This is a genomic window from Pseudomonas flavocrustae (genome assembly GCF_029872515.1).
GTDB classification, from domain to species: domain Bacteria; phylum Pseudomonadota; class Gammaproteobacteria; order Pseudomonadales; family Pseudomonadaceae; genus Chryseomonas; species Chryseomonas aestiva.
In genome coordinates, this window is record NZ_JAPDIQ010000006.1 from 227,871 (window position 1) to 254,793 (window position 26,923).

Sequence of the window (26,923 nt, forward strand, 5' to 3'; positions counted from 1 at the left end):
GAAGCATGAAACTGCTGGTAGCCGAAGACGAACCCAAGACAGGAATCTATCTGCAGCAGGGCCTGCGAGAGGCTGGCTTCACGGTAGATCGAGTGGTCACTGGAACGGATGCCATCGATCAGATGCAGACTGAAGCCTATGACCTGCTGATTCTCGACGTGATGATGCCCGGCCTCGATGGTTGGGGGGTGGTAACACGCCTGCGTGCTGCAGGTCAGTCGGTACCGGTGCTGTTTCTGACGGCAAGGGATGGCGTGGATGACCGAGTCAAAGGATTAGAGCTGGGCGCCGATGACTACCTGATCAAGCCCTTTGCCTTTTCAGAGCTGCTGGCACGTGTTCGAACTCTATTAAGGCGCGGGAACGCCAGCCCGCCGGTTCAAACGAACCTGCAGATCGGAGATCTACAGGTTGACCTACTCAAGCGCCGCGCCACGCGGGGCGGCAAGCGAATTGACCTTACCGCTAAAGAGTTCGCCTTGCTGGAGTTGTTGATGCGTCGGCGAGGCGAGGTCCTGTCAAAATCTCTTATCGCATCACAAGTATGGGACATGAATTTCGATAGCGATACGAATGTCATCGAGGTGGCGATTCGGCGGTTAAGGGCCAAGATTGACGATGACTTCGAGGCGAAACTTCTCCACACCTGCCGTGGAATGGGCTACAGGCTAGACGTGCAGGACGAAGGATGAAGCCAGGTTCACTTACCTTCCGCCTCAGCCTCATGTTTGTAGCCGCGGTCGTCGCTGTCCTCATCATCGTGGGCATCGCTTTCAACGAGCTGAGCCGCCACCATTTTCGTGCTCTGGATGCCCAGGCTCTGGAAGAAAAGCTGGAAGCGATCACCCAGATCGCTAAAGAGCCCGGCGCGAATTCGGACCAGCTCAAGATTCGCTGGCACACGCTACTGGGAGCACATCCCGATCTCAGCGCGGTATTCCTCCAGGCTGACGGAAGCCTCTTTTTTGCAGAGCCTCCCCAGTCATCGGTGCCGTCCCTGGCTCAGGCGACCGAGCACGATGGCGTGTGGGAGTGGGAAAGTGACGGACACATGTTCAGGGCCTTGAAGGCGCCAGTCTCGTCGTCGGAGGCCACTGCTCCGCTGACCATGTGGTTGGTACTGGACGTCACGACGCATATGCACTTCTTCGCCATGCTGGAGCGCTGGTTCTGGGGCGTTCTGCTAGCCAGCACCGTGCTGAGTGCCGCACTTGGTTGGCTGGTTGCCAAGAATGGGCTGCGGCCGGTGGCCAAGGTGACCCAGACAGCCGCCTCGATGTCCGCAGGCTCCTTGAAGGAGCGTATTCCTCTGGAGCCCGTGCCCGATGAGTTACGCGAGCTCATCACCGCCTTCAATTCCATGCTCGGTCGCCTGGACGACTCGTTCATACGTCTATCGAATTTTTCTGCCGACATCGCACACGAGCTACGAACCCCGATCAGCAACCTGCGGACTCATACCGAGGTGATCCTGGCCCAAAAGCGGGACTCGGACGTGTACGAGGAGAATCTGACCTCCAACCTGGAAGAGCTCAATCGCCTGTCGGGAATCATCGACGGCATGCTGTTCCTGGCCAAGTCCGACAACGGCCTGATCGTACCTGAACCGGTCGAGCTGGATTTGGGTAGGGTCATCGGCAAGCTGTTCGGATACTACGAGCTTCTGGCTGAGGATAAGGGTATCCAGCTCAAGGCATCGGGAAGCGCCTTGATCTTTGCGGATAGCGTGATGATCGACCGTGTCGTGTCGAATCTGCTGTCCAATGCCCTGCGCTATACCCCTTCTGGAGAGACGATTGAGGTCTACATCCAGGACTATGGCAGCCGTGTAGAGCTTCGGATAGAAAACCCAGGCCCCGAAATTCCGCCGGAGCACCTGGCGAAGATCTTCGACCGGTTCTATCGGGTGGATCCTGCACGCCGCGAAGGTGATGGGAACGCAGGGCTTGGGTTAGCGATTGCCCGGTCACTGATGCAAGCGCATGGTGGCACGATTTCATGTACCTCCCAAGGAGGTCGAACGGCATTCATCCTGACCTTCACGCGCCGGACTAGTCTGCGCACATGACACGCTTATCTAACTCTCAGAAAGGCAGAGCTAGGTACCAACTATTGATGTCACTCAGATAAGAGTTAGGCTCGGCCGTAAGGCCATAATGACATTTTTACTTAGCTGTCAGCGCGACATCTCTTCTTAGCCTTGACATAATTTACGGGCTTGTAGGTGTCGTTCTTCCAGTGCCGCTTACCTGCTTTGGAACCCGGCAATGACAACTCGGGAATTGCCTCGGAGTCAACTTTCGATAAGCCATTACTGGCGCTGAACCGAAAAGCATGCCTTTTACGTGACATGAGCTTTCTGCTATATTCGACGTTATACCTATTTTTTGACTCGGAACAATATGCTATGCCAACGATCAGTATCAATGCGCACTGGGGCCCGTCAACTATCACACTCGACCGTCATGGGTTTGAGCAACTCGTCGAGCTGTTAAAAACGCCTAGTGCTGCCCAGCCAAAATCAAAAAAAATCGGCCCTTATACCTATGCTTTGAGCCATGATAGATTGAGCTGGGGAGACGCTACTCGCCCCTACGATTACAGTGTCGAGGATTCCGCCGATGAGCTGCTAGACATAATTCATACGGTCCTCAAAGAAGAATGTTAGGGTCTGGGCGATCAGGATTGGTATGAGTTGCGCAACTAGCCCCCCATGCCATCGCTTGCTGAAGCAAGCGCTCGCGGCAAAGGCTCATTTCAAAGGATTTTTGCATAAATCGCAGTTTTGCAGGGAACGCATTGAGTATTCAAGATATTAAGGCTTGGTGGTCAAGCAACCGAATAGCTATCTCAGTCATCTTCACGGTTATGCCGATAAGTATCGGATTGTACAGCGAGTGGGATAATCTGAAGAAAGCTGGCTTCATCACTAACTTGAACGATATGATTCAAGCGGCTGGGCAATTCGCGACTGTTGGCGCATTCTGGATCGCTTTCCAACAGCTCCGCAAGAGTAAAGAAGATGCGGCTGCGTCAGCCGAACGGGAAAACCAACTTTACTTTTTGAACCAAGCTCAAGAAAGCTTAGAAAAGATGATAGAGCTGGTAAAGGCATTCAATCCCGAAAACGCGGATGTCATGCCACTTATCGAATTTCTTCATGAGCTGACCAATCTGGCCGTAGCATTCAAGAAGGATAGCGACAATGTAACTGCGAACATGCAGCTTCGAGTGATCGCTAGCGACTGGCAGAAAATGTATTTTGGCGAACTTCTACCTAGGCTTCGAAAAATCGATTTATTTAAACTATTGCAGGGCAGCTCGCACATGGAGGGCATGCATGACTCTTCAGCAATTCGCCAGTACTCACTTGAGGAGATAGAAAAACTTGCACCTTCCCACCTTCTTCGAGATTTCGAAATCTACAAGATAGCAGCGCCCAAGTTGATTTCCCACCTGCCGTTCACCATACAAAACTGGATTCCCATCGAGTGCGGTGTACTTTTCCTTTTTAAATATACTTTTTTCCATAACGATAATGTGGGCCGATTACTACCTCGTGACGTTGATCAGATTGATATCCGCGTAGAGGCACCTGCGATCGCTGCCCTATATGAGCACTATGCTAGCCACATAAGCCCACTTTAGCTAAGGAACCTTTTGCTGTCAGGAAAGCCCGTGTAGCAAGAAGACTAACATTGACGGAATGAAGACCATTGCAGATCCGACGCATATTGGAAACCAAAAATGCTCGAACGACCGCCAGGCTGGTTTAGAGAGAATCTCTAAGTTCTTCCGGTTTATCTCTGCCGTATCCCTCATAGATTGGACGATCATCCGCTGCATCTCAAACTGAAGACGCCGGGACTCGAGCTCCAAGTTCTCTCTCTCGCTCATGATAAAATCTCACTGACTCAGCTGCCCACCTACGATAATGCTACCGCTTCTCAGCCAAACCGGCACGGCATCGTTCGCAGCGCCGGCAGACACGAGAGGCTGGGAGCGCTCAAGCCGCCCGAAGGCGGTCCGGGGGATACTGGCGCAGGAAGCCAGTCGAGGCTTCGGCCGGCGCCATCAGCCAGTCCTTGATAGAGCCATTCGGCAGTATGGCCAGCATGCGCTTCTCGTCCTCAGGCCGGTGGTAGTTCTTCATGAAGGGGTGATCGTCAGCGTTGACGGTCAGCATCGTGAAGCTGAAGCAACCCTTGCCGTCTGGATCGCTCCACTCCTCCCATAGCCCCGCAATCGCCATCAGGCCGCCGTCGGCTCGCTCGATCCGCGTGGGCACCGCCTTCCCGCTGCGCCAGTCGGGCTCATAGATCGCTGCTGCAGGGATGATGCAGTGCTGGGCCTTTTTCCAGGCCGTGCGAAAGGAGTTCTTCGTGGCGGCCGTTTCCGAACGGCAGTTGTAGGTGCTGCGCCCGAGCTTTCTGTCCTTTGCCCAACCAGGCAGCAAGCCGAACTGGCCTACCGAGATGTCGTACTCCGCTGCGCCATCCTCCTGCGCTTCGGCTGAATTCAGCCGAACAAAGGGTCCCACGTAGAGCGGCCAGAGCTCGCCCTGGTATTGCTCGTCAACGGGCGCGCCGAACGCGCTTTTCAACCGCGCCGGCGTCGGCGCCTCATAGTGACTGCACATGCCTTGTAGCCTCCGCGAAATCCCACCTGAGGCCGCTAGCCTTTCTACCGCCTCACACTGTTTGACCTGACCACAGCGATGTGTTCCAGAAGGACCGCGGCCGGGCGGGTGGCCTAGGCGCTGCCACCCACGCCGGCCGGCCGCTGACGCCGCGCTCGGAACGCGCGATCGGCTGATTCTTTACCCTCCAGATGGTAGCCGTTCTAATAACGCCCTTTGGCGGCACCTGCGCGGGTCCGCACAGCACAAGGAGCGAGCATGATCATCGGCATAGACCTGGGGACCACCAACAGCCTGGTCGCCGTCTGGAGCGGCGAAGTTGCCCAGCTGATCCCCAATGCCCTGGGCAAGGTGCTGACCCCGAGCGTGGTTGGCCTGGACGACAATGGCCAGCTGGTGGTTGGCGACATTGCGCGCAAGCGCCTGCAGACGCACCCGCAGATGACTACCGCCTTGTTCAAGCGCTATATGGGCAGCGCGCAGGAAACGCTGCTGGGGCACCGGCCGTACCGCGCGGAAGAGCTTTCTGCGCTGGTCCTGCGCAGCCTCAAGGAAGATGCCGAGCGGTTCCTGGGCGAGCCGGTGACCGAAGCGGTGATTAGCGTCCCGGCCTACTTCAGCGACGCGCAGCGCAAGGCCACCCGTATTGCCGGCGAGCTGGCCGGGCTGAAGGTCGAGAAGCTCATCAACGAGCCCACGGCCGCCGCCCTCGCCTATGGTCTGCACCACAAGGAGGAAACGACTTTCCTGGTCTTCGACCTGGGTGGCGGTACCTTTGACGTGTCGGTCCTCGAGCTGTTCGAAGGGGTGATGGAGGTCCGCGCCAGCGCCGGCGACAACTTCCTGGGCGGTGAAGACTTCGACGATGTCCTGGTGGCGCACTTCCTGGCGGCGCCGACGGCCGCAGGCCTACCTGACGCTACCACTGGCGCGCTGGCGCAGCGCCTGCGCCGTGAGGCCCAGCGTGTGCGGCACCAGCTCGGACAGCACCCCCGGGCGCAGTTTGCTATCCAAGAGCACGGCCGTGAGTGGAGCCTGGAGATCACTCAGGACGAGGTAATGGCCCTCTACCAGCCGCTGCTCGATCGAATGCGCGCACCGATCGAGCGCGCACTGCGGGATGCACGGATCAACGCTGCCGATCTGGATGAGGTACTGCTGGTGGGCGGCACTACTCGCATGCCCTTAGTGCGCCGCCTGGTGGCCGGCTTATTCGGTCGCTTTCCGTCGATGCAGCTCAACCCCGACGAGGTCGTGGCCCAGGGCGCGGCAATCCAAGCCGCACTCAAGGCCAGGCACGCCTCCTTGGACGAGGTGGTGCTGACCGATGTCTGTCCCTACACGCTCGGCATCGAGACGACGTCAGGCGATGACCTCCGGCGGGATTATGGGATGTACCTCCCCATCATCGAGCGCAACAGTGTGGTCCCGGTCAGCCGGGTCAAGACCGTATCAACGCTCGATGATAATCAGACCGCGGTGAAGCTCTGCATCTTCCAGGGCGAGAGCCGGCTGGTGAAGCACAACATCTACCTGGGCGAGCTCGAGGTACCGGTGCCACCGCGCCGGGCGGGTGAGGTGCGAATCGAGGTGCGCTTTACCTATGACAACAACGGGCTGCTGGAAGCGGAGGCACACGTGCCGATGACGGGCGCAAGGCTTAGCCTGGTCATCGAGAACAACCCGGGCGTCCTCAGCCCGGAGGAGATTGCGCAGCGCCTGGAAGCGCTTTCCGCCCTCAAGGTGCATCCTCGCGATCAGCAGGTGAACAGCGTGCTGATGGCCCGGCTGGAGCGCCTGTATCAAGAAAGCCTGGGTGACCTCCGGGAGCGGGCCGGCAGCCTGGCGCAGGATTTCCAGCGAGCGCTCGACAGCCAGGATGAGCGCGCCATCCGCGATGCCCGCAAGTCGCTGGCGGAGCGGTTGGATCGTCTCGAACGACGTCTCTGAGGCCAGGCATGAAACTCGATCTGTTGGAGCTCTCCCAGGCGCCCACCGAGCGGGATCTCAAGCGCGCCTATGCGCGCTTCCTGAAGATTCACCGACCCGATACGGACCCAGAGGCCTTTCAACGGCTGCGGCAAGCCTACGAACGCGCGTTGGCGGACCTCAGTCGGCCGGCAAGCTTGGACGAAGAGCCTCGGGCCACCCAATGGGTGTACTCACCCTCCCCCGCGGCCGCGACGCCGATCGGTCCTGTGCCTACAATGGATGGGACTCCGCTGGCCGCTCCGGTCCAACCGATCCAGCGCGCAGCAGAACAACCGCCAACAGAACCTTCCATCCAGCGCCTATCCGAGAAGCTGCTTCCGGACGATTCCAGTCGTCTCGCCAAGCTTCTTGAGGGTGACCTCACTCTGGCCTGGGAGACAGCCAGGCGCGAAGGCCTGGAGGCTGCTTTTCAGCGGCAGCTCCTGCAGCGGTGCTTGAACAGCGCTGACCTGCGAGCCCTGGCCTGGGCGCAAGCCAACCTCCACTGGCTGACCCTGGCCCAGCCCGACTACCTGGGTCTGCGTGAGGAAGCTGTGCTGGCCAACCAGCTAGCCAACCAGGTGCTGGTGCAGATGCGGCAGGCACTCACGCAGGGCCTCGAGACTCAGGCTTATAAGCAGCTTCGTGCGGCCCTGGAGAGCGACTGGCTGCAACCACTCGACCGCCGGACCCGATTCCAGGCCGAGGTGTTCGAGCTTTTGGAGAACGACGGCCACTGGACGCCGGCGTTCTTTGATCGTGTCTGCGCGCTCAATGCTTGGAGCGAAGAGCGTGGCCACCTGCCCAGCAGCGCTAAGCGCTGGACGGCGATACTGGGCCGCTGCCACGCCTACGCATTGGAGGCGAGCTTGCGCGAGCAGCTCGCCGCGCCGGCGAAAACAGCCGGGCAACGGGCAGCGTGGTTCTTGCTCGGCGACCTGGACGACCGTCGCCGGCGGCAGTGGGCCGATAGCTTCACGGCAGAAGACTGGCAGGCCTGCATAGCGCTGGAAGAGGACATCGCGACCTTCTCCCAGATACCGGCCGCTCTGCAGCGATCCTACTTCGCGGAATGGCGATCTTGGATGCCACGCGGCTACTGGCGCTGGGGCTACGTCTACCTTTGGGCGATGCTCTCCCTGGCGCTGACCATCATGCTGATCGCCAACCCAGAAAAGACCCTCGGTGAAAGCCTTGGGATACTACTCGTAGCACCGCTCGCGGTCGTGCCCTTGGCGTTTGTGCTGCCTGCCACCTGGCTCATGCGCCTGTGGACGGACCTATCACGTCTGCTCGCGCCAGCAGATTTCGCAATGAGCACCAGGATGCTGCCACGGCGCCTGACGCGAAGAGGCAGTGGCGTTTTGGTGCTGCGCCATGTGTTTCCCAGCCTGCTGCCCGCGGGGCTTGTCTGGATGTGGGGACGCGCCGTACCCATGCTAGGCCCGGTGATGGCGTTGGCCACCGTACTGGGCGCTATGCAGTTCGCCAACGTCGTCACCCGAGGCGCCTCGCCGGTAGCCTGGATCGAACGAGGCCTGCATCAACTGCTGCAGAACCGCCGTCGAGCGAAGCAGGTGCTCGCCCTGGGCGCAGGATTGGCGCTTATGGTCGCGGCGCGGCTGTTCATTGGCTGAGCGACTTCAGGAAATGCAACGTCGTGGGCGCGCGCTCAAGCTCAACCAGATTCGATCGCTCCGCTGACGCGCGGGCCCTCCATTCGGGGCCTCGTTGCGTGACACCTTAGTACGAGTTGGCGATCGCCCGACGCCGTCCTGCCGTTACCTGATGAATCTCAGCAGGTCAGGTCCGTCAATGCACAGTCCGGTACGCATGCTGGTGAACTCACTGCTTTTGCCAAGCAGATCCATCTGAGCATTACCCTTGCTGGAGTCGTGCCCGTAGAAAAAGATTCTTTCGGGCCTACCGCGCGCATCCCAATCGATCTTGATGATCTGCAGGCGGTAGATACGCTGCTCACCCCGCCGCTGGATCAGGCTGCCTTGCTCAAAGCCTGCTTGCCCGAGGGCCTGGTGGCTGATGCCCTGCATGACCGCGTAGGAGTTGGCCAACGCGGCGACCTGCTCCTCTTCCGAAGCGTCGCGAATCGTTTCCCACAGCGCCGGCTCGACGGCGCGCACCATCGCGAGCAGCTCCGGCCGTAGCTTGGAAAGATATCGCTTTAGCCCTGCTTCCATGGATCCTTCAGTACCCCTGCCTTTGGTATACGGTGATCGCTAGCAGACCCGTCTGGTCCAGCGCGGGTCTCGTCACGAGCTGCCAGCCCGCCATGCTGCCCAGGTAACGTACGCCGTCCTGGTCACCCGCGTGCCGACGTTGCTTGTGCCGCATAACGTCAGCCGGCAGCGCCACCTCGCGGTTCAGATCCCTGACCACCCGCGCCAGCCGCGGGAAGACGTTCTCCAGCTTGCACTCACCCTTCGTCTCGTCCAGGTACTCGACCAGGGTGTGATGGGTCAGATAGATCTTGCCGAAGACAGGGTTCTCTACCGACGGTTGCGGAGGAGGCGTTCCCTCCCACTTAACGCAGAAGGCCGGATGCTCCTCGCGGGTCCAGGGCCTGTTCTTCTCGACGCTGATATTGCTCAGGCCGAAAAACTGGGTGCGTAGCGCATTCGACGTCTCGTAGAGCTCGCCCTTGGAGCTGTCCGAGAGCAACAGGCGCTTCACCGCGCCGCGCGATACCACGAGCTTCAGGTTGCCGCAGGTACGCTGGTGCCCGGCCAGCTCAAATTGCACCAGGGCGCACCACAGGCCGTAGAGCTCGATGAAGTCGAGCACGTTGTCGCCCAGGTCTCGGCTCAGGTGGATCTCGATCCGGCGGAAGAAGCGGTCGTCGCCATTGAACAGGACGTTATAGACGCCTGGCACGTCCGTGGCCGCGGTGCTCACTTTGCAAACTTTATAGGTCATCGTTTGGATCTCGGCAGGTAACTGGAACCTAGTCTCCATGCCTTTCGAAAATTGCAAACGCCGATTCTAGCGCGGTTGTGGGTCGAACCTTCCAGCGCGTCATACGATCACTCAAAAGTCGTCGTAGGTAACCTTCCAGAACAGGTCGACGCTACCGTCATCGCGGTGGGCAATGATGACGCCCTCCATCTCGCTGATCGCCTCGAGCAGCTGGTCCCAGTCCTGATCTCTCGCATCACGTCGTTCAACGTGGACGTGCTTTTCTCGGACGCCAGGGGCGCTCATGACTTGCCTATGAACCCTAGCGGCAAGCTGGTCATAGGGCGTCAATGCCGGCGGTGGGGTGCGGGCCATCTCCACAGGTCCCATGGGGATGTTCTTTTATACAGTATTAAACCGGCCGCTCCGCTGGCAACCCGTATTGCCCTGGCGAGACGAAAGGCACCCGGGCTGATCGCCAGGCGAAAAAAAAGGGTCAGCGTGCGCTGACCCTTTCAGGGTGTTCGGTCTGACCGAACAAGGAGTTGATGATGAGCTGAGCCTCGGCGGCGTAGGGTCCGAGGAAGGTCAGCGTAGCGCCCTCCTCTGCGGCCCTTACGTGAAGCAGGATCCGGTACCGGCCGTAGTGCTCCCGGTACCGCTCCCTGACCAGCGCGCGGTACTCCCCCGGGCCACCGGCAAACGTTGCCGGCGGCGCAAAGGGATCGATACCGTGGCTGCCTGGCGCCGTGGGCACGATCCGCGGATCGAAGAGGTAATTGCTCACGCAACTGCCCTCCTTGCCCACTGCGGGAAGCCCATCCGCCCCAGCTGCAACAGCACATCATTCCAGTCGACGCCCTTGGCGCCTTCCGGAATGGGGAGCGGCGGTACGAAGACCTGCAGCTGGATGTTCCGCTCCCAAAGCCGCTTGCGCAGCACCTTGACAGCTTCCTCTCCACGACCTGACCGGTCCTTGTCGATCCAGATGCGAACGAGCTTGGTCGACGGCCCAGGCTCAAACGCTTCCAGCAAGGTGGCGCTCACCGCCGGGTAAACCCGGACCGCAAGATCCATCCCTGTTTCGATCGCAAACGCGGTCTCCAGGCCTTCGCACAGGTCGACGACCTGGGCATCCCATTGCCCGGTGCAGATCGCGCCACCGGTGACCAGACGATCACTGGGATAGGCGCACATCTTCTTCGGGTTCTCCACCGGTGCCTTCTCGCCGCGGGCGGTGAGAAAGTGCCGGTGCAGGGTGATTGGCATCTTCGCCTTCGAGACCTTGGCGACGATCGCCGGGTACTCACCTTCAAAGCGCCCATCTTCGTTGTGGCTGGCCAGGCCCCGGTGAAACCGCACCGTGCCTTCGAGGCCGCTCCGATCCCAGATCAGGATCTTGCGGCTGGCCAGGTACAACCGCGCGGGCTCGGCATCAGGATAAGTCAGCGGGATGGTCTCCGCCCACATCTTGTTCAGCCGGTTGCGCAGCATCGTGTCCTCCTCCGCCTGCTTCGCGGCCGCGGCCTCGCGCCGGGCTTGAAGCTTGGGCAGGCTCTGGCGGTTGACACGCTCCTGCACGTTCTCGTCATCGGTAGAGCGGATATCCAGGCGGTCACCCACCAGAGATACCGCATCAGCGAAGTCGATACCCTTGAGCCACTGCAGCAGCGCGAACCCGTCCGGGAACGCACCGCAGGTGTTGCAGATTCCGCCGCCGGACTCGTGAAAGTCCTTGCGGAAGAAGCGGAAGCCATCCCCCTTGCGCCCGGTCTTGCCGTGCACAGGACAGGCGACATGGCGCCCCACCTTGCTGAATGCGCGTGCATCGATCTCAGGACACAGATCCTCCAGGATGGAGTCCCAGCCCCGCACCTTTGCCGCGTCACGCACCACACTCGCTTTCAAATTTCTCATCATGGACCTCCAGGTAAAGCCCAGCACCGGGGCTTCCCGAAACCCCCGAGACGGGAGCTTGGGGAAGCCCCGGCGCTGGGGAGTGGTCCAGAGAGACTTCGCCCCCAGAGGGGGATAAGCCCCCCTGGGGTTGGTTGGATCAGGCCGTCTGCCGCAGGCGCGGTATGGACAGCGAGTTGAGGTACCGACGGGCAGTACCGATAGCTTCGTGAATAAGCTCGCGGCCGACGCTGCAAACGCGCCGACCCTCCGGAAGCTCTACACCGAGGACGTGCTCGCCGGCGAGCAGGATGTCGTTACCCTCCTCTTCACCGGTGACCAGGTAGACCTTGGCCTCCAGGGCGCAGAACTGCAGCTTTCCTTCCATGACGGCCGTGATTCGCTCATCAAGCTCGTCATCGGTGGTCTGCCATTCGAACGGGTTGTAATTGTCATCCTCGAAAGCGCGTAGCTCTACACGAAAGCGATCGAGGTGAAAAACCCGCAGCTCGACTTCCTCGCGCGGGTAGCGCTCAGTGAGGCAATAGCCCATGCGCGCAAGCATCGCACCCGTGGACACAACGTCCTCTTCCAAGGCCGTCATGAAGCGAAGGAAGGCGTCCTTATGCTCAGGGCCGCCATATACCTCTGCGTCGGTACCCTCAATACTGCGAGCTGACTCGCTCAGGGAGGTAGATCGCTCGTGTACATAGCGATCTCGGCCGGGTAACAGCGTGAGCTCCTCGTGCGGGTCTGCATTTTCCTTTAGCTCGCTCCAGATTACCGGAGGTATCTCCGGTACCAGGCGCGGGCCAAGCTTTTCGATGTCGAGCGTACCGGTGAAGCTTGCGCCGTCACCCTGGCAGTAGCCGAGGCAGAAGCGCACGTTGTCAGACGGGTAGCCAAGCTTGTCGAGCTGGCGGGCCATCATGGTGGTAAGCGCGGTGGTGATAGACATTCCTGGATCTCCGGTAAGCGCGGAGTCCGGCCCCGGCGGGGACGAAGCCCGCGCGGGTTAGGGGTTGGCCTATCAGAATGATAGGCCGGTGCTGAAGAGCTCAGCTGCTGCATCACGAGGGCGCACCATGGCGCCATCGAGAATCCACTATGGGCTGCCTGAGGGGCACTCCGCAGTAGAATCAAGGCAAGCCCCGCCGCATGGGCGGGGACTCGCTTGAGTGATCGCTTCAGAGAAGCAGATCGAGAACGACAATCACCAGATTGATGATCTCGGCCATGGTGCACCTCCTGGTTGGGAGGGACCCTGCCCCCATCGGGAGCAGAAGTCCCGTGGGGAAAGGCCTTGCGGCCCGCTGATACGTCTATCGGTGAAAGCTCAGCCTCCCGGAAGAGAGGCTGGCCAGGATTACGCTCAAGCCTTGCGAGCTTGCGCCTTTACCGCGTTGATCGCGCCCCGCAGGGGTGCGAAGTAGATCGCCGGCGCCTGCTTGGCAGCGCTGACGAACTCAGCAGCGAAGGTTTTGAAGAAACGCACCAGGTGATGTCGGAACATGGTCGGCTCCTCGCCAGTACATGTCCTGAGCATACGCCCGGGCTGGTGCCATCACAACGGCTTTGTGCCACTGTTTTGGTGGCAGTTTTGCAGCTGTCGCCACTGCAAAGTGACACCGGTTATAGCCCCGCGTAACGGAGCGAAGTAGATCCGCGGTGCCTCGCGGGCCGCCGTGATGAACTCCGCTACCGCTCTTCTTACCTTCGAGCCTTCAGTGATCATCTTTGATCTCCTTGAATGCCTTCCAGGACGTGAAGCCCAGGTAGGACAGGAACAGCAAAGCATCGACCACCAGGATGGTGTGCTCGAGGAAGAACAGCACCGTGAGCGTGAACTCAGCGACGTTGTACTCCCGCAGCTTGTGCACCAGGTATCCCAGCAGCACCGCCGGCATGGCGACGATAAGGAAGATGCCGGTACCGACCAGGCTATGGCCGGCGAAGTGCATCAATGGGTGGTACCAGGGAACGCGGACAGCAGGGTCTTTCTTGCTATGGTCTCCCATAACAGGCCTCCATCGAAAATGCAGAGACCCCTGCCCCACGGGGACAGAGATCCCCGCGGTGGGTTGAAGTGCTGAAGGAAGATGCTCAGCTACATCGTCTTCACCGATCGCATGATCGCGTGAAAGATTCTTACAGCGCGGCCTGGCTTCAGGCCGCTGCTACGAACATCTCAGCCGCCAGCTGGTCGAGCAGGTTGCCCTGGTGCTCGATCCAGTTGAGTAGCGCCTCCGCGAGAACCTGGGAGAATCCCTGTTCCATTGCGGTGGCAGCCAGCTCAGCGACGAGCCTGGAGGGCAGCATCTCAATAGACGCGTCCCCCAGGTCGAAGCACGACGGCACCACCTCTTGCGGGGTGCCCTCGAGCTCGTCGAACTCAGCGCCCAGGACATCCATCAGTTGCGCAAGCGCGAGATATTTGGCCTTCAGCTGCGGATCACCTCCACCCTGGTGGGTGGCAGCGAAGTATTGCAGCGCTTCGAGCATCACCGAAGGCTCGGGAATGCCAGCCGCTTCATTCGACACGAAGTGCCAGCAGTGCACGAATGCACCCCGCTCGCTACGCGACACAACGGTTCTGTCGTCGAACTCGATGTCGTCGTCCGGCATTGCCTGCGCAGCGCTCACGAACGCGCTTTCCTCAGGCGTCATACCGAAAGCGTTGATGCAGTCACCAAAGGTCAGCCCTCGCTCGATGGCGGCCTGCAGCAGCTGTTTGGCGTCGAGCGCGCGCAGCGAATGCACGAGCTTCAGGGCATCCGCTTCGGCACAGGGACGTTCCGCGTTTTTGTGATTCATGGTCTAGCTCCTTGGTAGAGCCAGGCCGTGTCCCTACCGGGACTAGGCCCGGCTGGGTGGGGTTATGAGTAGATGATGCGTTCGATGGACACGAGCGGTATCAGGGTCTGCTTGAGCAGCTCCATTGGGGTGTCGACGATCAGCACGTGATCGCCAAGGGCCTCAGGGAACAGACACAGCAACGTGCGCCCATCCGTGAGGCGGGCGCGAAAGCTCGTGTGGACATCCATCTCTCCTTCGGCAAAGTCGATTCTGGCCCAGGGATACACCTGGCAGAGCCGTTCACGCTCAACGTCGGAAAACGTCGAGACGAAGCCTGAGTAGAGATAGTTCGCAAGGTGGGGAGCTGTGACTTCCATGGTCTCTCCGGTAGAGGGCGAGACCAGTCCCTGCGGGAGAGCTCCCGCCAGGGTTTATCGATGTGCTGATAGAGGATCAGCTGCCTTTCGACGCGGCCACCATTGGCCACGCTGAAACCGCTTTGCAAAGGCCTGATTTGCGAAACGGTTTCCGATCCGCCGATCCAGAGCCACAAGGGCCCTGGATCGACATCGGCGTTCCCAGCAAGAGGAACGGGTGCAGCGGCGCAGGCAAGCCTGGACCGCCGCCGATGTAGAAGGAAAGCTCTATTTCTCTGCCTGGTTCGCCTTCCGGATCAGATCGTCCGTAGTGCTCGACAGCAGTCTCCACAAAGCCACGGCGGGCGCCCAGTAGCCGTACATGGTCTGTCTGGCGCCGCGCTTGAAGCCACGAATAAAGTCATTCATAGCAATTCCTCTCAGTACTACACATGTGGAAGGCCGCGATACGGCCTATCAACTCGTTTTAGTCTAGATTCTTGCAGGCTTTGATGGTGGATTTTATCACCCACCAGAGCAAAAAAATGCAGTCTCCAGCCAAAATCACTTTTTCCAGTACGGTCAGTATCGGAACAAGTGGTCTGCCAAACTCAAACGTCCCTATGAGGTAGGTAAACCACGACAGCAGGAGCGCCGCCGACGCAAGGACAAGAAAGAACATCACACCAAAAAACGTGTGTGCGATGAACTCTCCAAGAACGTCATTTTTTTCATCGTGTTATCTCCGGTTATGGCGGAGATAACAACGCCCTGACGGGGTTGTTAAACCCCGCCGGTTTAGTGAGTGCTGGTGGTACCAGCTTTTCAAAACAGACCACCATGGGTCTGCCTGAAACCGCTTGAGCAAGCTGCTCTTGCCGAAGCGGTCTCTGCCCCCCTCAGCCAGGCTGAAGGGGGGCGAGATCGTCATGCCGCGAGTCGATAGGTGCCAGGCGCGACGCGCTCGAAATAGCGCTCGTCCTGGACGACCTGCCGAATCTTGGCCTCCCAGTGGTTGTTCGCCCGGGTAGCCGCGTAGGCCTCGAGCTGCGTGTTGATCTCCTTGAGGTGCAGCGTCTTGCCGCCCTGCAGCAAACGACGCACCGCGGCGCGCCAGGTGATGCCTTGCATCGCATGAGCGCGCTGCTGGACCTTGGCCAGGAAGTGCAGTGAGCCGCGCTCCTTGCGAAAGACCAGCAGCTTCTCGTGCGCGATGCGTACGACATTGCCGCCATAGGTTCGCCGGTCCGAGACGCAGTTGTGCTGCGCCTTGATCAGCTCGTCGATCAGCTTGCCGGGCGCGACCCGCTCCACCAGCGAAGAGAGATTGAAGTACTCCCCCTGCCGGCGCAGGTTGCCCATCAAGATGCCGTAGGTACCGCCGCGCTCCATCGCGTCGTGGATATTCATCAAGGCCAACTCCAGCGCCTCAACGAACTCCCCCATCGCCATGCGGCTCATGTCCCACCGATTGGGTTCACCCCAGACGTTCCCGCTGTACTGGATCATGTCCAGGTACGCCGGGTGCCAGAAGCACGAATGTGCCTCCTCGCCCAGGAACGTCTGCAGATCATCCAGCAGCAGGTTGAAGCCCTGGTGCAGGTCGGTACCTTTGAAACGCAGCCCCATCTCCTGAGCCACCTCGACCGAGGTGCCCCCGCCAATGCTGGGATCGAACGCCAGGCCGTCCTTGCGCCGGTGGTAGGTCGCAAAAAAGCCCTGGATGACGTGGCCACTGCAGTTGCCGCGGTAGCGGCTATTGCCCCAGGGTCCACGGTCCGGGAAAGACAGGATCGAGTTCGGAAATTTCATGATGTGCTCCAGTTGAAGGGGGCACACCCCCTATCGGGGGTAATGCCCCGATAGGGTTGAGTTGTTGATCAGTGGTTTGGCGGCACGTGACTGAATGCCGCCAATAGCTCGGTGACATCGGTGGGTTGGCAAGCGATACGCTGGACGTAGAGATCGAGGCTACCCACCGAAACGCAGGTCTCCGGTTTCTCCTCGCTATCAAAGTCGCTATCGCCATCCTGCAGGAAGAAGAGATTGATCGGGCTGTCTGCCTCGACCAAGACCTCTCCGCCGTCGTTGTAGCGAACCAGGACATTGACCGTACCGGTTTCGCCTTGCTGGGCTACCGTCAGGGTCCACGGCTGCTGCGTACCGACGCCACCGCTCAGAATGAACGCATCCGTGGTATGTGCCTCAGGAACGCTCTGCAGATCGTCGACGATGCAGATATTGAACCGCTGCGCCGCCAACGCTCCCATGCCGTTCATTAGGAACCGCCTGGCGGCATGTTGCATGTCGTAACCGACAGCTTGATCAACCAGTTTGAAACCGCGGGAAACGAGCGAACAGGTGTAGGTGAGTTTCATGACTATCTCCGGGAGTAGGAGGTGGTCATGCCCCGAGGGGGACATGGCCACCCAGGGGGTTAGGAAACGCAGACGCTGCGACGGGCAACCGCCGAAGCATCGAAGCAGAGGTCGTCAACGGCCTGAGTCGTGAGGCTCCAGGCCGAGACGAGGCACCGCGGCTTGCCGAACTGGTCGCGCGCCGCGGTGCGCCACAGCGGCAAGGCCATCACGTACCGGCTGCCATCGAAAAAACCGATGATGGCGCCGGCCGCCGATGCCCGCGGCGCAATGTGGCGAAATAGCCGCTTGCCGAAGGGAGACACGACGAAGCGACTCGCCGCGTCGACCGTGCTCAGACCAGCTACCTGGGCGGTCACCCGGTAATCAGCCATTTCAAACGTGCAGTGGTAGAGGTTCATGCCGATCGCTCCAGAGTGAAGCGAGGCTATGACCCTGCAGGGCCAGTAGCCCCGCAGGTGGGTGAGGTGCTGACCAAGTCAGCTGAGGAATCTGCCACCGCACATGCGGGGACAGAAAAGATCGCTTTCGCAAGCTGGGCTTGGGAAAGCCATCTCGAACGGATCAGAAAGGGTGCTGGGCTGCCATGAAATGACCCCCAAATGTTGGACAGGGTTGGTTTCAAGCAACGAGCACTGGTCTGAACGGGAACTAGAGAGGTGGCCTCTGCGAGATCGCCTCACGCAAGGTATCAAACGATGCTTCGCTAGGACTCACCAACGCAAAGTTGTAGCCCTGTCCTGACCAATAGTCAGCCGTAACATCGCTTTCCCTACGAGATCCGTGGCCAACGTCGCGCTGGCTGTTGGGATGCCGCACATAGAAGATCACTTGGCGCCCTTTCGTATCCCGGTAGAGCACCATCGCGGCGGCGCCGGTGTCCGTGGCCATGAGACGACCACCCACTGGGATCAAGCCGAAGCGCTCCAGGTTAGGGAGGGCGGGCGCCTGCACAAATGTCCTTTCAAGCCAATGCTGAATCGCACCGTCCTGGCCGGTTACATCGACTGGCGGCCGCCCCTCGGCGCTCGCAAATAGTCGATAAGCCTCCACGGCATCCGCCATTGGAACGTGCGCCCGCCGCAGCATCGATTCCCGTGCCTGCCACCCTAAGCCGCTACCCAGGCCTAACGTCAGCACTAGCGAAGCGAGATAAGTCATACGTCTTTTACGTCTGGCGACTATCCGGTGTCGCACGACTGCTGGCATAAGGTGTGTCGGTAAAGGCTCAAGCACGGGAGAAAAAATCAGCCGTAGCCGACGATTCTGCTCGCGGATATCAGCTACCCGTGCGGCATCTTCCGGATGGGTTGCAAGATAGCGCATCACCTCCTCGTGCCGCAGCGCATCCAACTGATTGTCGGCATAAGCCATCAACTCTTCAGGAGTAGGAGGTCGATACATCATTTCAATACTCGCAAAGCGGCGGTAGCCAAAGGACTTTCGTGGATCTGTCTCAAGGCCGCGCGTGCCCGCGCCAAACGAGACATGACGGTTCCCAGTGGAATGCCAAGCGCCTGTGATACATCGCGATAGCTCATGCCTTCCACCGCGACCAACAGCAGCAGGGCACGCTGTTCGTCATTGAGTCTCTCAAGATTCGTCAACGCTTCTTGATCCAGATAGATCGTCTCAGCCGAAGGCTCAACCGGGACCTCTTGGAATCCCAGCCACTCCAACAGACGACCATAGCGGCGCTCACGACGTCGGCCATCAACGAATTGGCGGTACAGGATGGTGAACAGCCAGGCTCGCACATCACCGGCGGGACAGCGCGTGTTCCCATGCGTAAGCGCCCGTTCTAGACAACTCTGGACCAAGTCATCGGCGCTGGCTTCGTGACGAGTAAGCGATCTTGCGAAGCGACGCAGAGACGGTAGTAGCTGAGAAAGCATGGCGTCATCAAGCATGGACATTCCCCTGGTATCGCTGACAGACGCTTGAGCTGACCTTTTATTCCCCACAATTTTTATTTTTGTAGGTATGGAATAACCCAGACCGTACAAACGTCTGCATTGGAAACTCACCAGTCTGCTGGAGCGCCACGTGTTTTCAGTCAAACACCCGTTGTTGGCAGTCACCCTTCTGGTGCTCGTGCTTCCCATTGCCTGGGCCGAACCTGATAGCAGCGCCGCCACGGCGCAGGCCGACAACCGCCAGGCCATGGATCAGATGATGGCCGCGATGCACAAGCCCAGCAGTGGCAACGTAGACCGCGACTTTGTGACCCAGATGACGGCACATCACCAGGGTGCGATCGAAATGGCACGGATCCAATTGCGGTATGGCCATAACGAACGCCTACGCCGTCTGGCCCAAGAGATCATTGTCACCCAACAACAGGAAATCGCCGTCATGCAGCAGGCGCTTTCTGAATTGCCCGCCTCTCCAACTCGGTAATCCTCATGCCTCGATTGTCGCTCACCCCGCTCGCCGCTGTGTTGTTAGTAATCTCCTGCACCGCTTCAGCCGGTCAAGTTCCGCGTGCTGCTGCACAACCGGACATCACGATTAGTTCCCAAGACCGTGTGTATACGGCGGAGCAGTTCTCCAACACGGTATCGGTGATTGATCCCAGCACGGAAAAATTGCTCGGCGTCATCACCCTAGGCGACAGCCAACCCAAGAACTTGAGTCCTTTGTACAAGGGCGAGCTACTGGTGCATGGCTTGGGATTTTCGCCAGATGGGCGAACCTTGGCCGTCGTAGCGATAGGCTCGAACTCCGTGTCCTTCATCGACACCGCCAACAACCAGGTGAAGGGTAAAACCTATCTGGGTCGCGCGCCTCATGAAGCCTTTTTCACCCCTGACGGCAAAGAGCTCTGGGTCACGGTACGGGGCGAGGACTATATCGCCGTGATCGACCCGGTGACTTTCAAAGAGAAGACGCGAATTGGCGTACCGCCAGGCCCTGGCATGCAGATCTTCTCCCCTGATGGCCGCTATGGCTACGTCTGCTCCTCGTTCACTCCGGAAACCGTAGTGGTTTCGGTTGCCGAGCATCGAATTGTTGGCCGCGTCGCTCAGGCGAGTCCCTTCTGCCCCAACATCGCTGCGTCTGCAGATGGCCAACAGGTCTGGCTCACCCTAAAAGATGTCGGTAAGACCCAGGTGTTCGCAGCCAAACCGCCGTTCAGCTTGATTAAGACGCTTGATACTGGCGCGATCACTAATCACGTCAACTTGGTTCGCAATGCCCGCGGAAGCTTCGCCTATGTAACGGTAGGCGGAGAAAATCGAGTCAAGGTCTTCCGAACCGATGATTTCAGCCAAGTCGCCAGCATTCCTGTTGGCGCTTTGCCCCACGGTCTCTGGCCGTCAGGAGATGGCACGCGGTTGTACGTGGGACTAGAGAATGCTGACAGTGTGGCCGTCATCAATACGCTGACCAATAGCGTTGAAACCACTGTACCCGTGGGGCAGGCGCCCCAGGCTTTGGTCTACGTTCCCCGCGCCGCTACCCAGGGCGCTGGGCTGGCAAATCTTAAGCCGTTAGGGAGCGCCGCCAAGAGTATTCAGATCGCCCTGGCTCCGCCGGGTCAACACGAACGTCATACCACTCAGGTGACACTTTTCGACCAGGGCTTGACTCAGGTCCTGCAGGCCTCGGTTACGGGCCTGGTGGCCAAGCAGCCCTATGTACTAGCGTTGGCTCGTCATGCAGACGGTAGCGGCGCTCTTGAGTCTCTCGCCGCTTTTCAAACCAATCCCGCCGGCGCAGCTATCGTGAATGCGGTAGGACCGATACGCCAACTGGTTCAGCAATCCCAGGCGGATGAACAGCGCTACCTCGTCATCGCACCTGGTGCAGCCGATGCGCCAGGTGCTCCCGTGCAAGTGCAAGTGCTCCAATCGAAATACTAATAACCAATAACCATCGAGGTCCAGCATGCTCAGACAAGTGTTGATTGCCACTGCCATTTTCTCCATGACAGGGCTGGCCGTGGCGGCCACGCCCGCCAAGGTTGGCGACACCACCTTGGGTAAGGTGCTTGTGGATGAAAAGGGTATGACGCTTTACACCTTCACCAAGGACAGCGAGGGTAAGTCCGCCTGCAACGGCCCGTGCGCCAAGAACTGGCCGCCGCTGATGGCACCGGCAGGGGCCAAGAGCGGTGACGGCTATACCGTAGTACAGCGTGAGGATGGTAGCCAGCAATGGGCCTATAAGGGGCAGCCACTCTATACCTGGGTAAAGGACAGCAAGCCCGGTGAAACGACCGGTGAAGGTGTCAATCAAGTCTGGCACGTCGCAAAGCCTTGATCGTGGAGCAGTCCCTGCGGACAGCGGGGACTGCTTATCTATTTAGTAGATTACTTTTTATATCATATTCAATTTTTCAGATAATCGAGCCGGGCTAGACTGTTTGCATTCCTCAGCGGAGCTCACCTCATGACATTAAAGGATGCTATAGCCCTGCGCACCGGCGGCAAGCCGCTCAGCCAGCTCAAGCAGCCGCTCGAAGTCGTTCGCCAGTTCACCCCCAACTGGTTTGCGGCAACGATGGGCACCGGTATTTTGGCAATCGCCTTAGCGAGTTTTCCCGCGTCGGTACCCGGCTTGCGTCTGATCGCCGAAGGACTGTGGCTGTTCAACATCTTGCTTTTCGTTCTATTCAGCGGCTTGTATGCCGCTCGCTGGATCTTGTTCTACAACGAAGCCAAGCAAATTTTTGCCCACTCCACCGTATCGATGTTCTTCGGCACCATTCCGATGGGGTTGGCAACAATCATCAACGGGATGCTGATCTTTGGGCTGCCACGATGGGGTGAGGTGGCTGTCACGATTGCCACCGGACTTTGGTGGGTCGATGCGGCCATGGCACTGGTTTGCGGAGTAGCGATTCCGTACCTGATGTTTACTCGTCAGCAGCACAGCATCGATCAAATGACGGCGGTATGGTTGCTACCTGTGGTAGCCGCCGAAGTGGCCGCTGCCAGTGGCGGGCTGTTGGCACCGCACCTAGCCGATGGCGGGCACCAATTCACCGTGCTGGTGACCAGCTATGTGCTTTGGGCCTATTCGGTACCTGTCGCCCTAAGTGTCCTCGTGATCCTGCTATTGCGGATGGCACTGCACAAGCTGCCTCACGAGAACATGGCTGCATCGAGCTGGTTATCGCTTGGCCCCATTGGTACAGGTGCGTTGGGTCTGCTCGTGATGGGCAGCGACGCGCCGGTCATCTTCGCTGCTCACGGTATGGCCGGAATTGGCGCCGTCGCGCAGGGGCTAGGCGTAATTGGCGGGATCCTACTATGGGGACTCGGCTTGTGGTGGATGAGCCTTGCCATACTGATCACGCTGAAGTACGCGCGCCACGGCATCCCTTTCAACCTGGGATGGTGGGGTTTTACTTTTCCACTGGGCGTCTATGCCGTCACGACGCTACGTTTGGGAAGCACGCTTGGGTCAGGTTTCCTTACCGTCTTCGGTGCCTTTTTGGTCGTCGCCTTGACTGCTCTGTGGGCGGTGGTCGCGGGACGCACCCTAGCCGGTGCCTACCGCGGGACGCTGTTCGTCTCGCCTTGCATTGCTCATCTGCAACCACGCAAATGAGGTCGATTAGGTGGCGCCTCGCTGAGCAACGCTACCAAGCTAGGACCATCAGCCCACTCTCTACGACGAGTGAGCTGATGAGTCCGCAAATGGGGCTCAGTGAAAGCCATCCCTTGATGCCGTTGGTTACCGCGGCCGCCTTAACCGATTCAAAGGTGCGTCAGCTCAGGACGAGGATGACTCTGTCTCTTGGGAAGGGCGGTGGCGTCCTACCGTGCCAATCTCGGCAGGCGTCTTGATGTAGAACAGTGCCAAGTCTTCCGATTCGAGGCGTTGAAACAGCATGTCGTGTTGAATTTGAGTCAGCGCCATCGTTACCTGGATGGGCTGATCGGCAAGCTCAAAAAAATGAGCGGAGTGGCGTTTTCCATCTTGGCCAAAGCCTTCAGCCGCCACTGACAACGTTGCGCCACTTAGGTGAAGCTCTTTAGCAAGATCCAGAAGCCAATCTCCAATCTGCTGATGTTCATGGCGACGATTTTGTTCGGTATAGAACGTAACGAGATAGTCGTTCATGCTATTGCCTTTATCGTGGGTGCAGCAGGTTGATGGTCAAGATACCCAGGGCTGTCATGCACAGGGACCCCACGACATGAACGCTGATTGCAGTCAGCGCCATGAGCAGCCTTCCTTGCTGGATTAGCATCAGTGTCTCAGCAGAAAACGTCGAGAAGGTGGTTAAGCCGCCGCAAAATCCGGTGATCAGAAACAGCCGCCATTCAGGCGCAATCCCGGGCCAAGCAGCGAAGATGGCTACGGCCATTCCGATGATGTAGCCACCTACAAGATTCGCAACGACCGTCCCAGGCGGGAGCGACGGGAACCAGGCATTTAGCTTCAAGCCCAGTATCCAACGGAGCCAGGCACCCAAGGTCGCACCGAGTGCGATGGCTATGAGCGGCTTCAGCATGGAACGTCTCCCAAGGGGAATGGAAGACTAGGGGCCGGGGAGGGATATGGTCGGTGCATAGCGCTGTCCTCGAAAAAGACAGGGCGCACCTACGCACCCTGCCAAGGGGTTACGTAGGCATCATCAGCACGAGGCGGTTTGAGGAGGAATGCCATCTCCTTAGCGGATCATAGCAGCGCAGCAGATGACTTTGAAGATGGCTCGTTCTTGAAGCCGACATGCCTGCCACTGCTTATTGAGACCCGGAGCATGCCTGCACTCCTCAAACGCCGAGGGTCTAGAAACCGATCGACTCTGCGGTAGCTATGAGGCAAACGTCCTATTCGTCACAGGTATTCACAGCTTTCGCTATTGCCAGACGATATTCAGCTGGACTGCGCCCACCCAGTGCCAATTTGATTCGCTCCTTATTGTAGTAGTCGATATAGGCCCGAATTGCTACTGCCAGCTCCTCTACGCTTGAGAACCTGTTGCAGTGGAAAAGCTCAGATTTTAGTACTGCAAAAAAGCTTTCCATTGCCGCATTGTCGAGGCAATTGGCTCGCCTTGACATACTCTGAGTCAGTCCATGCTGACGGATCAGCTGTTGGTAGGCAGGGTATTGATAGTGCCAGCCTTGATCGGAATGGATGAGCGGTTTCTCATGAGGCCGAAGGGTCTTCAATCCGTCTTTCAACATACGTAAGACCATCTCGAACGATGGGCGCTCACTTATCTCGAAAGCCACAATTTCCTTATTGAAGAGGTCAAGAATCGGTGACAGGTATAGCCGGTTTTGATTGACACGAAACTCCGTTATGTCAGTCGCCCACCGCTGATTGGGCTGCGGTGCGGTAAAGCGGCGTTCCAGCAGGTTAGGCGCCACGCAGGACTCCGGCCCTGTGAATGGACGATAGCGACGGCGTCGCAGCGTGCACTTTAACGACATTTCGCCCATCAGCCGCTGTACTGCCTTGTGATTGATCTGCTGCCCCTGATTGCGTAGCGCCTGCGTGATGCGGCGATAGCCATAGCGACCCCGATGATGCGCGAACATCGTCCGGATGCTCTCTTTGCGGGCACCTTGTTTGTCTGGTTGGCGAGTGACCTTGAGGTGGTAGTAGAAGCTGCTTCGAGGAAGACATGCTCCCTGAAGAAGCGCATCAAGTGGATATCGTGACCGCAACTCCTGCACGATAAGTGCTTTCTGCTGATTGTCCAGGTCACTGTCCTTGAGACCCAAGCTCATGGCTTTGCGCAGAAAGGCGTTTTTGACCTGCAGATAGGCAACCTGCTTTTCCAGCTCTCGGACTGGGTTTGCGATGTGGGGCTTGAAAGCGGATGGATCTGGAACGGGAAGAAGGGGCAAGGAGTCACCTCTGCGTTTGCTGGCCAACCCCTCGATACCATACCTCTGCCACGCATCGACCCAGCGCTGCATTTGGGAGCGATTGAGACTAAATCGCTCACTAGCCCGTCGGATTGATAGGCCTTCGACGATCTGTCGCACCACCTCGATCTTGAAATCGATGCTGTGATAACGATAACGCTTTTGTAGAGCCGCTTTTCCGTGATTGGCATAGGCGCCAATCCATCCTTTTACCTGCACCACGCTGACGTCATGCACCCTAGCGAGGTGGCCGTAGCTGCAATCGCCCTTTTGGTACTGAGCGACGATCTTCAATTTGAACGCTAGAGAGTACTTGGGCATGGTACGCCTTCAAGGCAGCGTCCAACTTTCGGGGGTCATTTCAGCCAGCTCAGGCGTCGATGCGCGCTCCGACTATAGCGAAGCGGCTGGGCCGACGCCAGCAAAGCCCCCCTCAGGACGCCGAAGCGGCCAGAGGGGGAAGTCTACGCAGCAGCGTAGCGGTTTGGGCTGAAGACCCGGGCGCGCCCGCGCTCGTAGTACACCAACAGGTCGTCGAAGCCATCGCCGCGCTCTCGGACCAGGGTGAAGCGCGGCCGCTTCCCGGGGCCCACCTCGCGGTGAAGCTCTAGAACCGCACCGTCCGAAAGCTCCCAGAGCAGAATTTTCATCGTATCGGTGGTGACGCTTGCGCGTCGGCCGATCTGACGTGGTCCCAATAGCCTCGCGGCTTGAAGAATGATGGTCATGCATGCACCTCGAAAGAGGCGGGCACGCACGCCCCTAGCGGGCATGAATGCCCGCTAGGGTTGAAGCTCAGGTCACGCCGGTGAGGACGCGCTGAGTTGGCCGATCACGCTCATCACGCGATCGGGATCTATGGCAAAGCTACCGCCGACGACGTGCCTGGACAGGCTGTGTTCGCGAACGATGCAATCCTCACCGTCGACGCCGGTCTCTTCGTACAGCTCAGCGTCGGGGGCGCCGTATTCCAACGTCACCACCCGCATAGCCGTAGAAGATTGAAGGTTCGTAATGCCGCCCTCAGAGAGCGTCACCACAAGCGTCGGAGGCGAGACCATCACCGTACCTGCGTCCTGGACGAGCTCGGCGCCAATTGCTGTTACTGGGTTGGCGCCGTCGGCGTTCAGGTAATTCTCGATGAGGTCATCGATCTCCTCGCTGGAGAGCGGGTCGACCTCACCGTCGTTGCTGGCAACATCCACCAACGGCGATGGATGCTGGCCCTCGTGCAGCTGCCAGAAACGCAGAGCGGCGATGAGGGTGTGAAGGGTACGATCGTTCATGGTCTGCTCCTTGAAGCGAGGCCATGATCCCCACGCGGGACCATGCAGCCCCGCGCTGGGTTGGTGGGGTGCTGACTAGGCGTCAGCTGGCTTTCCCGGCATCGACATCGATGACGGAGAAGTCTGCTCAGCAAGCCATCGCTTGCTCAAAAGACTCGGTAGAAGGCCTGCCCCTGGATGGGGGCAGGTGTGTCACGCAACAGTCAGCAGGGCGAAACGCGTCCGCCGCAGCGTCTCTCGGGATAGCAGCATCCCGCGATCAGTCCCGGTGCCAAAGCACAGGTCCAAACCAAACTCAGCGATCAGCTGGGAGGCGTTCCCAGGCGCTGCAACCGCGGCGCCGGCGAGGCAGCTGCTCAGCAGCTGAGCGACGTCCTCCCCGGGCAGCGTGCTGGTGACCACGTCGTCACCGGTGTTGCGGTCCCGCACGATCAGCTGATCGGCTGCGGGCGCCGTTGTCAGGAGCTTGCGCAGCGTCGGCGACAGCCGTGGGATCACCTCGGGCGAGCCCAGGTGATACTCCTTGAGCAGCGTAGGCTGTCCGAAACGGACGACCACCTGGCCGATGTCACCGTAGTGCGCCAGCTGGCGGCATCCGGTGAGCGCCTGGCCAAGACCGCTCCAACGAGCGTTGCGGCCCGTCTGATCGAGGATTCCCAGGATCCGATAGCCTTGGAAGCTATGGACGAACGGGACCACGATGCGGTTGCCGAGGCGACCACGGCCGACGACGGTGAAGGACCAGAAATCGGTCCCGCAATGCGAGGGCTGCCGTAGACGCACGCGAGAACCTGCACGCTTGAGTAGCAGCTGACAGACCAGCAGGGCTTGATGGGTATTCATGGTATTG

Annotated in this window: 33 protein-coding genes and 1 riboswitch; of the genes, 10 read left to right on the forward strand and 23 right to left on the reverse strand. The window is 59.2% G+C overall.

The annotated features are described in order from the left end of the window. Window positions 1-5: 5 nt before the first annotated feature. The 4 genes from OMP44_RS15095 (at window position 6) to OMP44_RS15110 (ending at window position 3,648) form a co-directional block, all read left to right on the forward strand. Complete coding sequence (locus tag OMP44_RS15095) at window positions 6-692, forward strand: heavy metal response regulator transcription factor (protein ID WP_044340846.1); 687 nt, start codon at window positions 6-8, stop codon at window positions 690-692. Beyond that, a complete protein-coding gene (locus OMP44_RS15100; protein ID WP_044340845.1) occupies window positions 689-2,068 on the forward strand; it encodes a heavy metal sensor histidine kinase in 1,380 nt (459 codons plus the stop codon). Before OMP44_RS15095 ends, OMP44_RS15100 begins: the two co-directional genes overlap by 4 nt. Before the next feature lie 156 nt (window positions 2,069-2,224). Beyond that, on the forward strand, window positions 2,225-2,668 hold the full coding sequence (locus OMP44_RS15105) for a hypothetical protein (RefSeq protein WP_280309358.1): 444 nt from the start codon (window positions 2,225-2,227) through the stop codon (window positions 2,666-2,668). A 131-nt stretch (window positions 2,669-2,799) separates the two neighbouring features. Further along, window positions 2,800-3,648 carry a hypothetical protein gene (locus tag OMP44_RS15110; protein WP_077171983.1) on the forward strand — a complete coding sequence of 283 codons (849 nt, stop codon included), beginning with the start codon at window positions 2,800-2,802 and terminating at the stop codon, window positions 3,646-3,648. A gap of 358 nt (window positions 3,649-4,006) precedes the next feature. On the opposite strand, the gene OMP44_RS15115 is transcribed toward OMP44_RS15110, so the two are convergent. Then, window positions 4,007-4,639, reverse strand: a complete 633-nt coding sequence (locus OMP44_RS15115; RefSeq protein ID WP_077171985.1) for an SOS response-associated peptidase — start codon at window positions 4,637-4,639, stop codon at window positions 4,007-4,009. Window positions 4,640-4,897: 258 nt separating this feature from the next. Between OMP44_RS15115 and OMP44_RS15120 the strand changes: the two genes are divergently transcribed. Then, window positions 4,898-6,589 carry an Hsp70 family protein gene (locus OMP44_RS15120; protein WP_280309364.1) on the forward strand — a complete coding sequence of 564 codons (1,692 nt, stop codon included), beginning with the start codon at window positions 4,898-4,900 and terminating at the stop codon, window positions 6,587-6,589. Window positions 6,590-6,597: 8 nt separating this feature from the next. Next, window positions 6,598-8,247, forward strand: coding sequence for a hypothetical protein (locus OMP44_RS15125; protein ID WP_280309365.1), 1,650 nt, complete (start codon window positions 6,598-6,600; stop codon window positions 8,245-8,247). Window positions 8,248-8,391: 144 nt separating this feature from the next. Here the strand turns inward: OMP44_RS15125 and OMP44_RS15130 are convergent, their stop codons facing one another. The 16 genes from OMP44_RS15130 to OMP44_RS15205 form a co-directional block, all read right to left on the reverse strand. Further along, window positions 8,392-8,808 carry a hypothetical protein gene (locus OMP44_RS15130; RefSeq protein ID WP_064306999.1) on the reverse strand — a complete coding sequence of 139 codons (417 nt, stop codon included), beginning with the start codon at window positions 8,806-8,808 and terminating at the stop codon, window positions 8,392-8,394. 7 nt (window positions 8,809-8,815) lie between these two features. After that, the gene (locus OMP44_RS15135) at window positions 8,816-9,544 is read right to left on the reverse strand and encodes a hypothetical protein (RefSeq protein WP_280309368.1); all 729 of its coding nucleotides are present in this window, start codon (window positions 9,542-9,544) and stop codon (window positions 8,816-8,818) included. Between the two features lie 111 nt (window positions 9,545-9,655). Then, window positions 9,656-9,898: a DUF1654 domain-containing protein gene (locus tag OMP44_RS15140; protein ID WP_256563469.1), complete on the reverse strand. Its 243-nt coding sequence runs from the start codon at window positions 9,896-9,898 to the stop codon at window positions 9,656-9,658. Window positions 9,899-10,019: 121 nt separating this feature from the next. Continuing rightward, window positions 10,020-10,310, reverse strand: a complete 291-nt coding sequence (locus tag OMP44_RS15145) for a hypothetical protein (protein ID WP_280309371.1) — start codon at window positions 10,308-10,310, stop codon at window positions 10,020-10,022. Then, complete coding sequence (locus tag OMP44_RS15150; protein WP_280309373.1) at window positions 10,307-11,440, reverse strand: DUF7146 domain-containing protein; 1,134 nt, start codon at window positions 11,438-11,440, stop codon at window positions 10,307-10,309. Before OMP44_RS15150 ends, OMP44_RS15145 begins: the two co-directional genes overlap by 4 nt. A gap of 139 nt (window positions 11,441-11,579) precedes the next feature. Next, on the reverse strand, window positions 11,580-12,377 hold the full coding sequence (locus OMP44_RS15155; protein WP_278895104.1) for a hypothetical protein: 798 nt from the start codon (window positions 12,375-12,377) through the stop codon (window positions 11,580-11,582). A 414-nt stretch (window positions 12,378-12,791) separates the two neighbouring features. Further along, a complete protein-coding gene (locus tag OMP44_RS15160; protein WP_156522273.1) occupies window positions 12,792-12,932 on the reverse strand; it encodes a hypothetical protein in 141 nt (46 codons plus the stop codon). A 211-nt stretch (window positions 12,933-13,143) separates the two neighbouring features. Beyond that, on the reverse strand, window positions 13,144-13,437 hold the full coding sequence (locus OMP44_RS15165; RefSeq protein ID WP_064307005.1) for a hypothetical protein: 294 nt from the start codon (window positions 13,435-13,437) through the stop codon (window positions 13,144-13,146). 148 nt (window positions 13,438-13,585) lie between these two features. Continuing rightward, window positions 13,586-14,233 (reverse strand): hypothetical protein, encoded by a 648-nt coding sequence (locus OMP44_RS15170; RefSeq protein WP_278895108.1) that lies wholly within the window; start codon window positions 14,231-14,233, stop codon window positions 13,586-13,588. 62 nt (window positions 14,234-14,295) lie between these two features. After that, entirely contained in the window at window positions 14,296-14,592 is a 297-nt protein-coding gene (locus OMP44_RS15175) for a hypothetical protein (RefSeq protein ID WP_278895110.1), read from the reverse strand. 267 nt (window positions 14,593-14,859) lie between these two features. Continuing rightward, on the reverse strand, window positions 14,860-15,000 hold the full coding sequence (locus OMP44_RS15180; RefSeq protein ID WP_171991231.1) for a hypothetical protein: 141 nt from the start codon (window positions 14,998-15,000) through the stop codon (window positions 14,860-14,862). 498 nt (window positions 15,001-15,498) lie between these two features. After that, the gene (locus OMP44_RS15185) at window positions 15,499-16,383 is read right to left on the reverse strand and encodes a DNA adenine modification methylase (protein WP_280309386.1); all 885 of its coding nucleotides are present in this window, start codon (window positions 16,381-16,383) and stop codon (window positions 15,499-15,501) included. A 68-nt stretch (window positions 16,384-16,451) separates the two neighbouring features. Next, on the reverse strand, window positions 16,452-16,949 hold the full coding sequence (locus OMP44_RS15190; protein WP_278895122.1) for a hypothetical protein: 498 nt from the start codon (window positions 16,947-16,949) through the stop codon (window positions 16,452-16,454). Window positions 16,950-17,008: 59 nt separating this feature from the next. Then, window positions 17,009-17,350: a hypothetical protein gene (locus tag OMP44_RS15195; RefSeq protein WP_077171998.1), complete on the reverse strand. Its 342-nt coding sequence runs from the start codon at window positions 17,348-17,350 to the stop codon at window positions 17,009-17,011. A 250-nt stretch (window positions 17,351-17,600) separates the two neighbouring features. Then, window positions 17,601-18,323 (reverse strand): anti-sigma factor family protein, encoded by a 723-nt coding sequence (locus OMP44_RS15200; protein ID WP_108576350.1) that lies wholly within the window; start codon window positions 18,321-18,323, stop codon window positions 17,601-17,603. Window positions 18,324-18,352: 29 nt separating this feature from the next. Then, window positions 18,353-18,865, reverse strand: coding sequence for an RNA polymerase sigma factor (locus OMP44_RS15205; protein WP_027597937.1), 513 nt, complete (start codon window positions 18,863-18,865; stop codon window positions 18,353-18,355). Window positions 18,866-18,995: 130 nt separating this feature from the next. Between OMP44_RS15205 and OMP44_RS15210 the strand changes: the two genes are divergently transcribed. The 4 genes from OMP44_RS15210 (at window position 18,996) to OMP44_RS15225 (ending at window position 22,508) form a co-directional block, all read left to right on the forward strand. Beyond that, a complete protein-coding gene (locus OMP44_RS15210) occupies window positions 18,996-19,349 on the forward strand; it encodes a DUF305 domain-containing protein (RefSeq protein WP_051398701.1) in 354 nt (117 codons plus the stop codon). A 5-nt stretch (window positions 19,350-19,354) separates the two neighbouring features. Continuing rightward, entirely contained in the window at window positions 19,355-20,815 is a 1,461-nt protein-coding gene (locus OMP44_RS15215; RefSeq protein WP_037007585.1) for a YncE family protein, read from the forward strand. 25 nt (window positions 20,816-20,840) lie between these two features. Further along, window positions 20,841-21,215, forward strand: coding sequence for a COG4315 family predicted lipoprotein (locus OMP44_RS15220; RefSeq protein ID WP_027597935.1), 375 nt, complete (start codon window positions 20,841-20,843; stop codon window positions 21,213-21,215). Between the two features lie 129 nt (window positions 21,216-21,344). Next, window positions 21,345-22,508, forward strand: a complete 1,164-nt coding sequence (locus OMP44_RS15225) for a TDT family transporter (RefSeq protein ID WP_027597934.1) — start codon at window positions 21,345-21,347, stop codon at window positions 22,506-22,508. Between the two features lie 165 nt (window positions 22,509-22,673). On the opposite strand, the gene OMP44_RS15230 is transcribed toward OMP44_RS15225, so the two are convergent. The 6 genes from OMP44_RS15230 to OMP44_RS15255 all read right to left on the reverse strand — a co-directional run bounded on the left by OMP44_RS15230 (window position 22,674) and on the right by OMP44_RS15255 (window position 26,916). Next, a complete protein-coding gene (locus tag OMP44_RS15230; RefSeq protein ID WP_027597933.1) occupies window positions 22,674-23,024 on the reverse strand; it encodes a DUF190 domain-containing protein in 351 nt (116 codons plus the stop codon). 10 nt (window positions 23,025-23,034) lie between these two features. Continuing rightward, complete coding sequence (crcB, locus tag OMP44_RS15235; protein ID WP_027597932.1) at window positions 23,035-23,418, reverse strand: fluoride efflux transporter CrcB; 384 nt, start codon at window positions 23,416-23,418, stop codon at window positions 23,035-23,037. Window positions 23,419-23,525: 107 nt separating this feature from the next. Then, a riboswitch (Fluoride riboswitch) is annotated at window positions 23,526-23,586 on the reverse strand. Between the two features lie 151 nt (window positions 23,587-23,737). Next, a complete protein-coding gene (locus tag OMP44_RS15240) occupies window positions 23,738-25,108 on the reverse strand; it encodes an IS3 family transposase (RefSeq protein ID WP_081049679.1) in 1,371 nt (456 codons plus the stop codon). Between the two features lie 143 nt (window positions 25,109-25,251). Further along, window positions 25,252-25,515, reverse strand: a complete 264-nt coding sequence (locus tag OMP44_RS15245; RefSeq protein WP_074585436.1) for a hypothetical protein — start codon at window positions 25,513-25,515, stop codon at window positions 25,252-25,254. A gap of 72 nt (window positions 25,516-25,587) precedes the next feature. Continuing rightward, complete coding sequence (locus OMP44_RS15250; RefSeq protein ID WP_278897437.1) at window positions 25,588-26,073, reverse strand: hypothetical protein; 486 nt, start codon at window positions 26,071-26,073, stop codon at window positions 25,588-25,590. 192 nt (window positions 26,074-26,265) lie between these two features. Then, window positions 26,266-26,916, reverse strand: a complete 651-nt coding sequence (locus OMP44_RS15255; protein ID WP_278897439.1) for a hypothetical protein — start codon at window positions 26,914-26,916, stop codon at window positions 26,266-26,268. Between the last annotated feature and the right edge of the window lie 7 nt (window positions 26,917-26,923).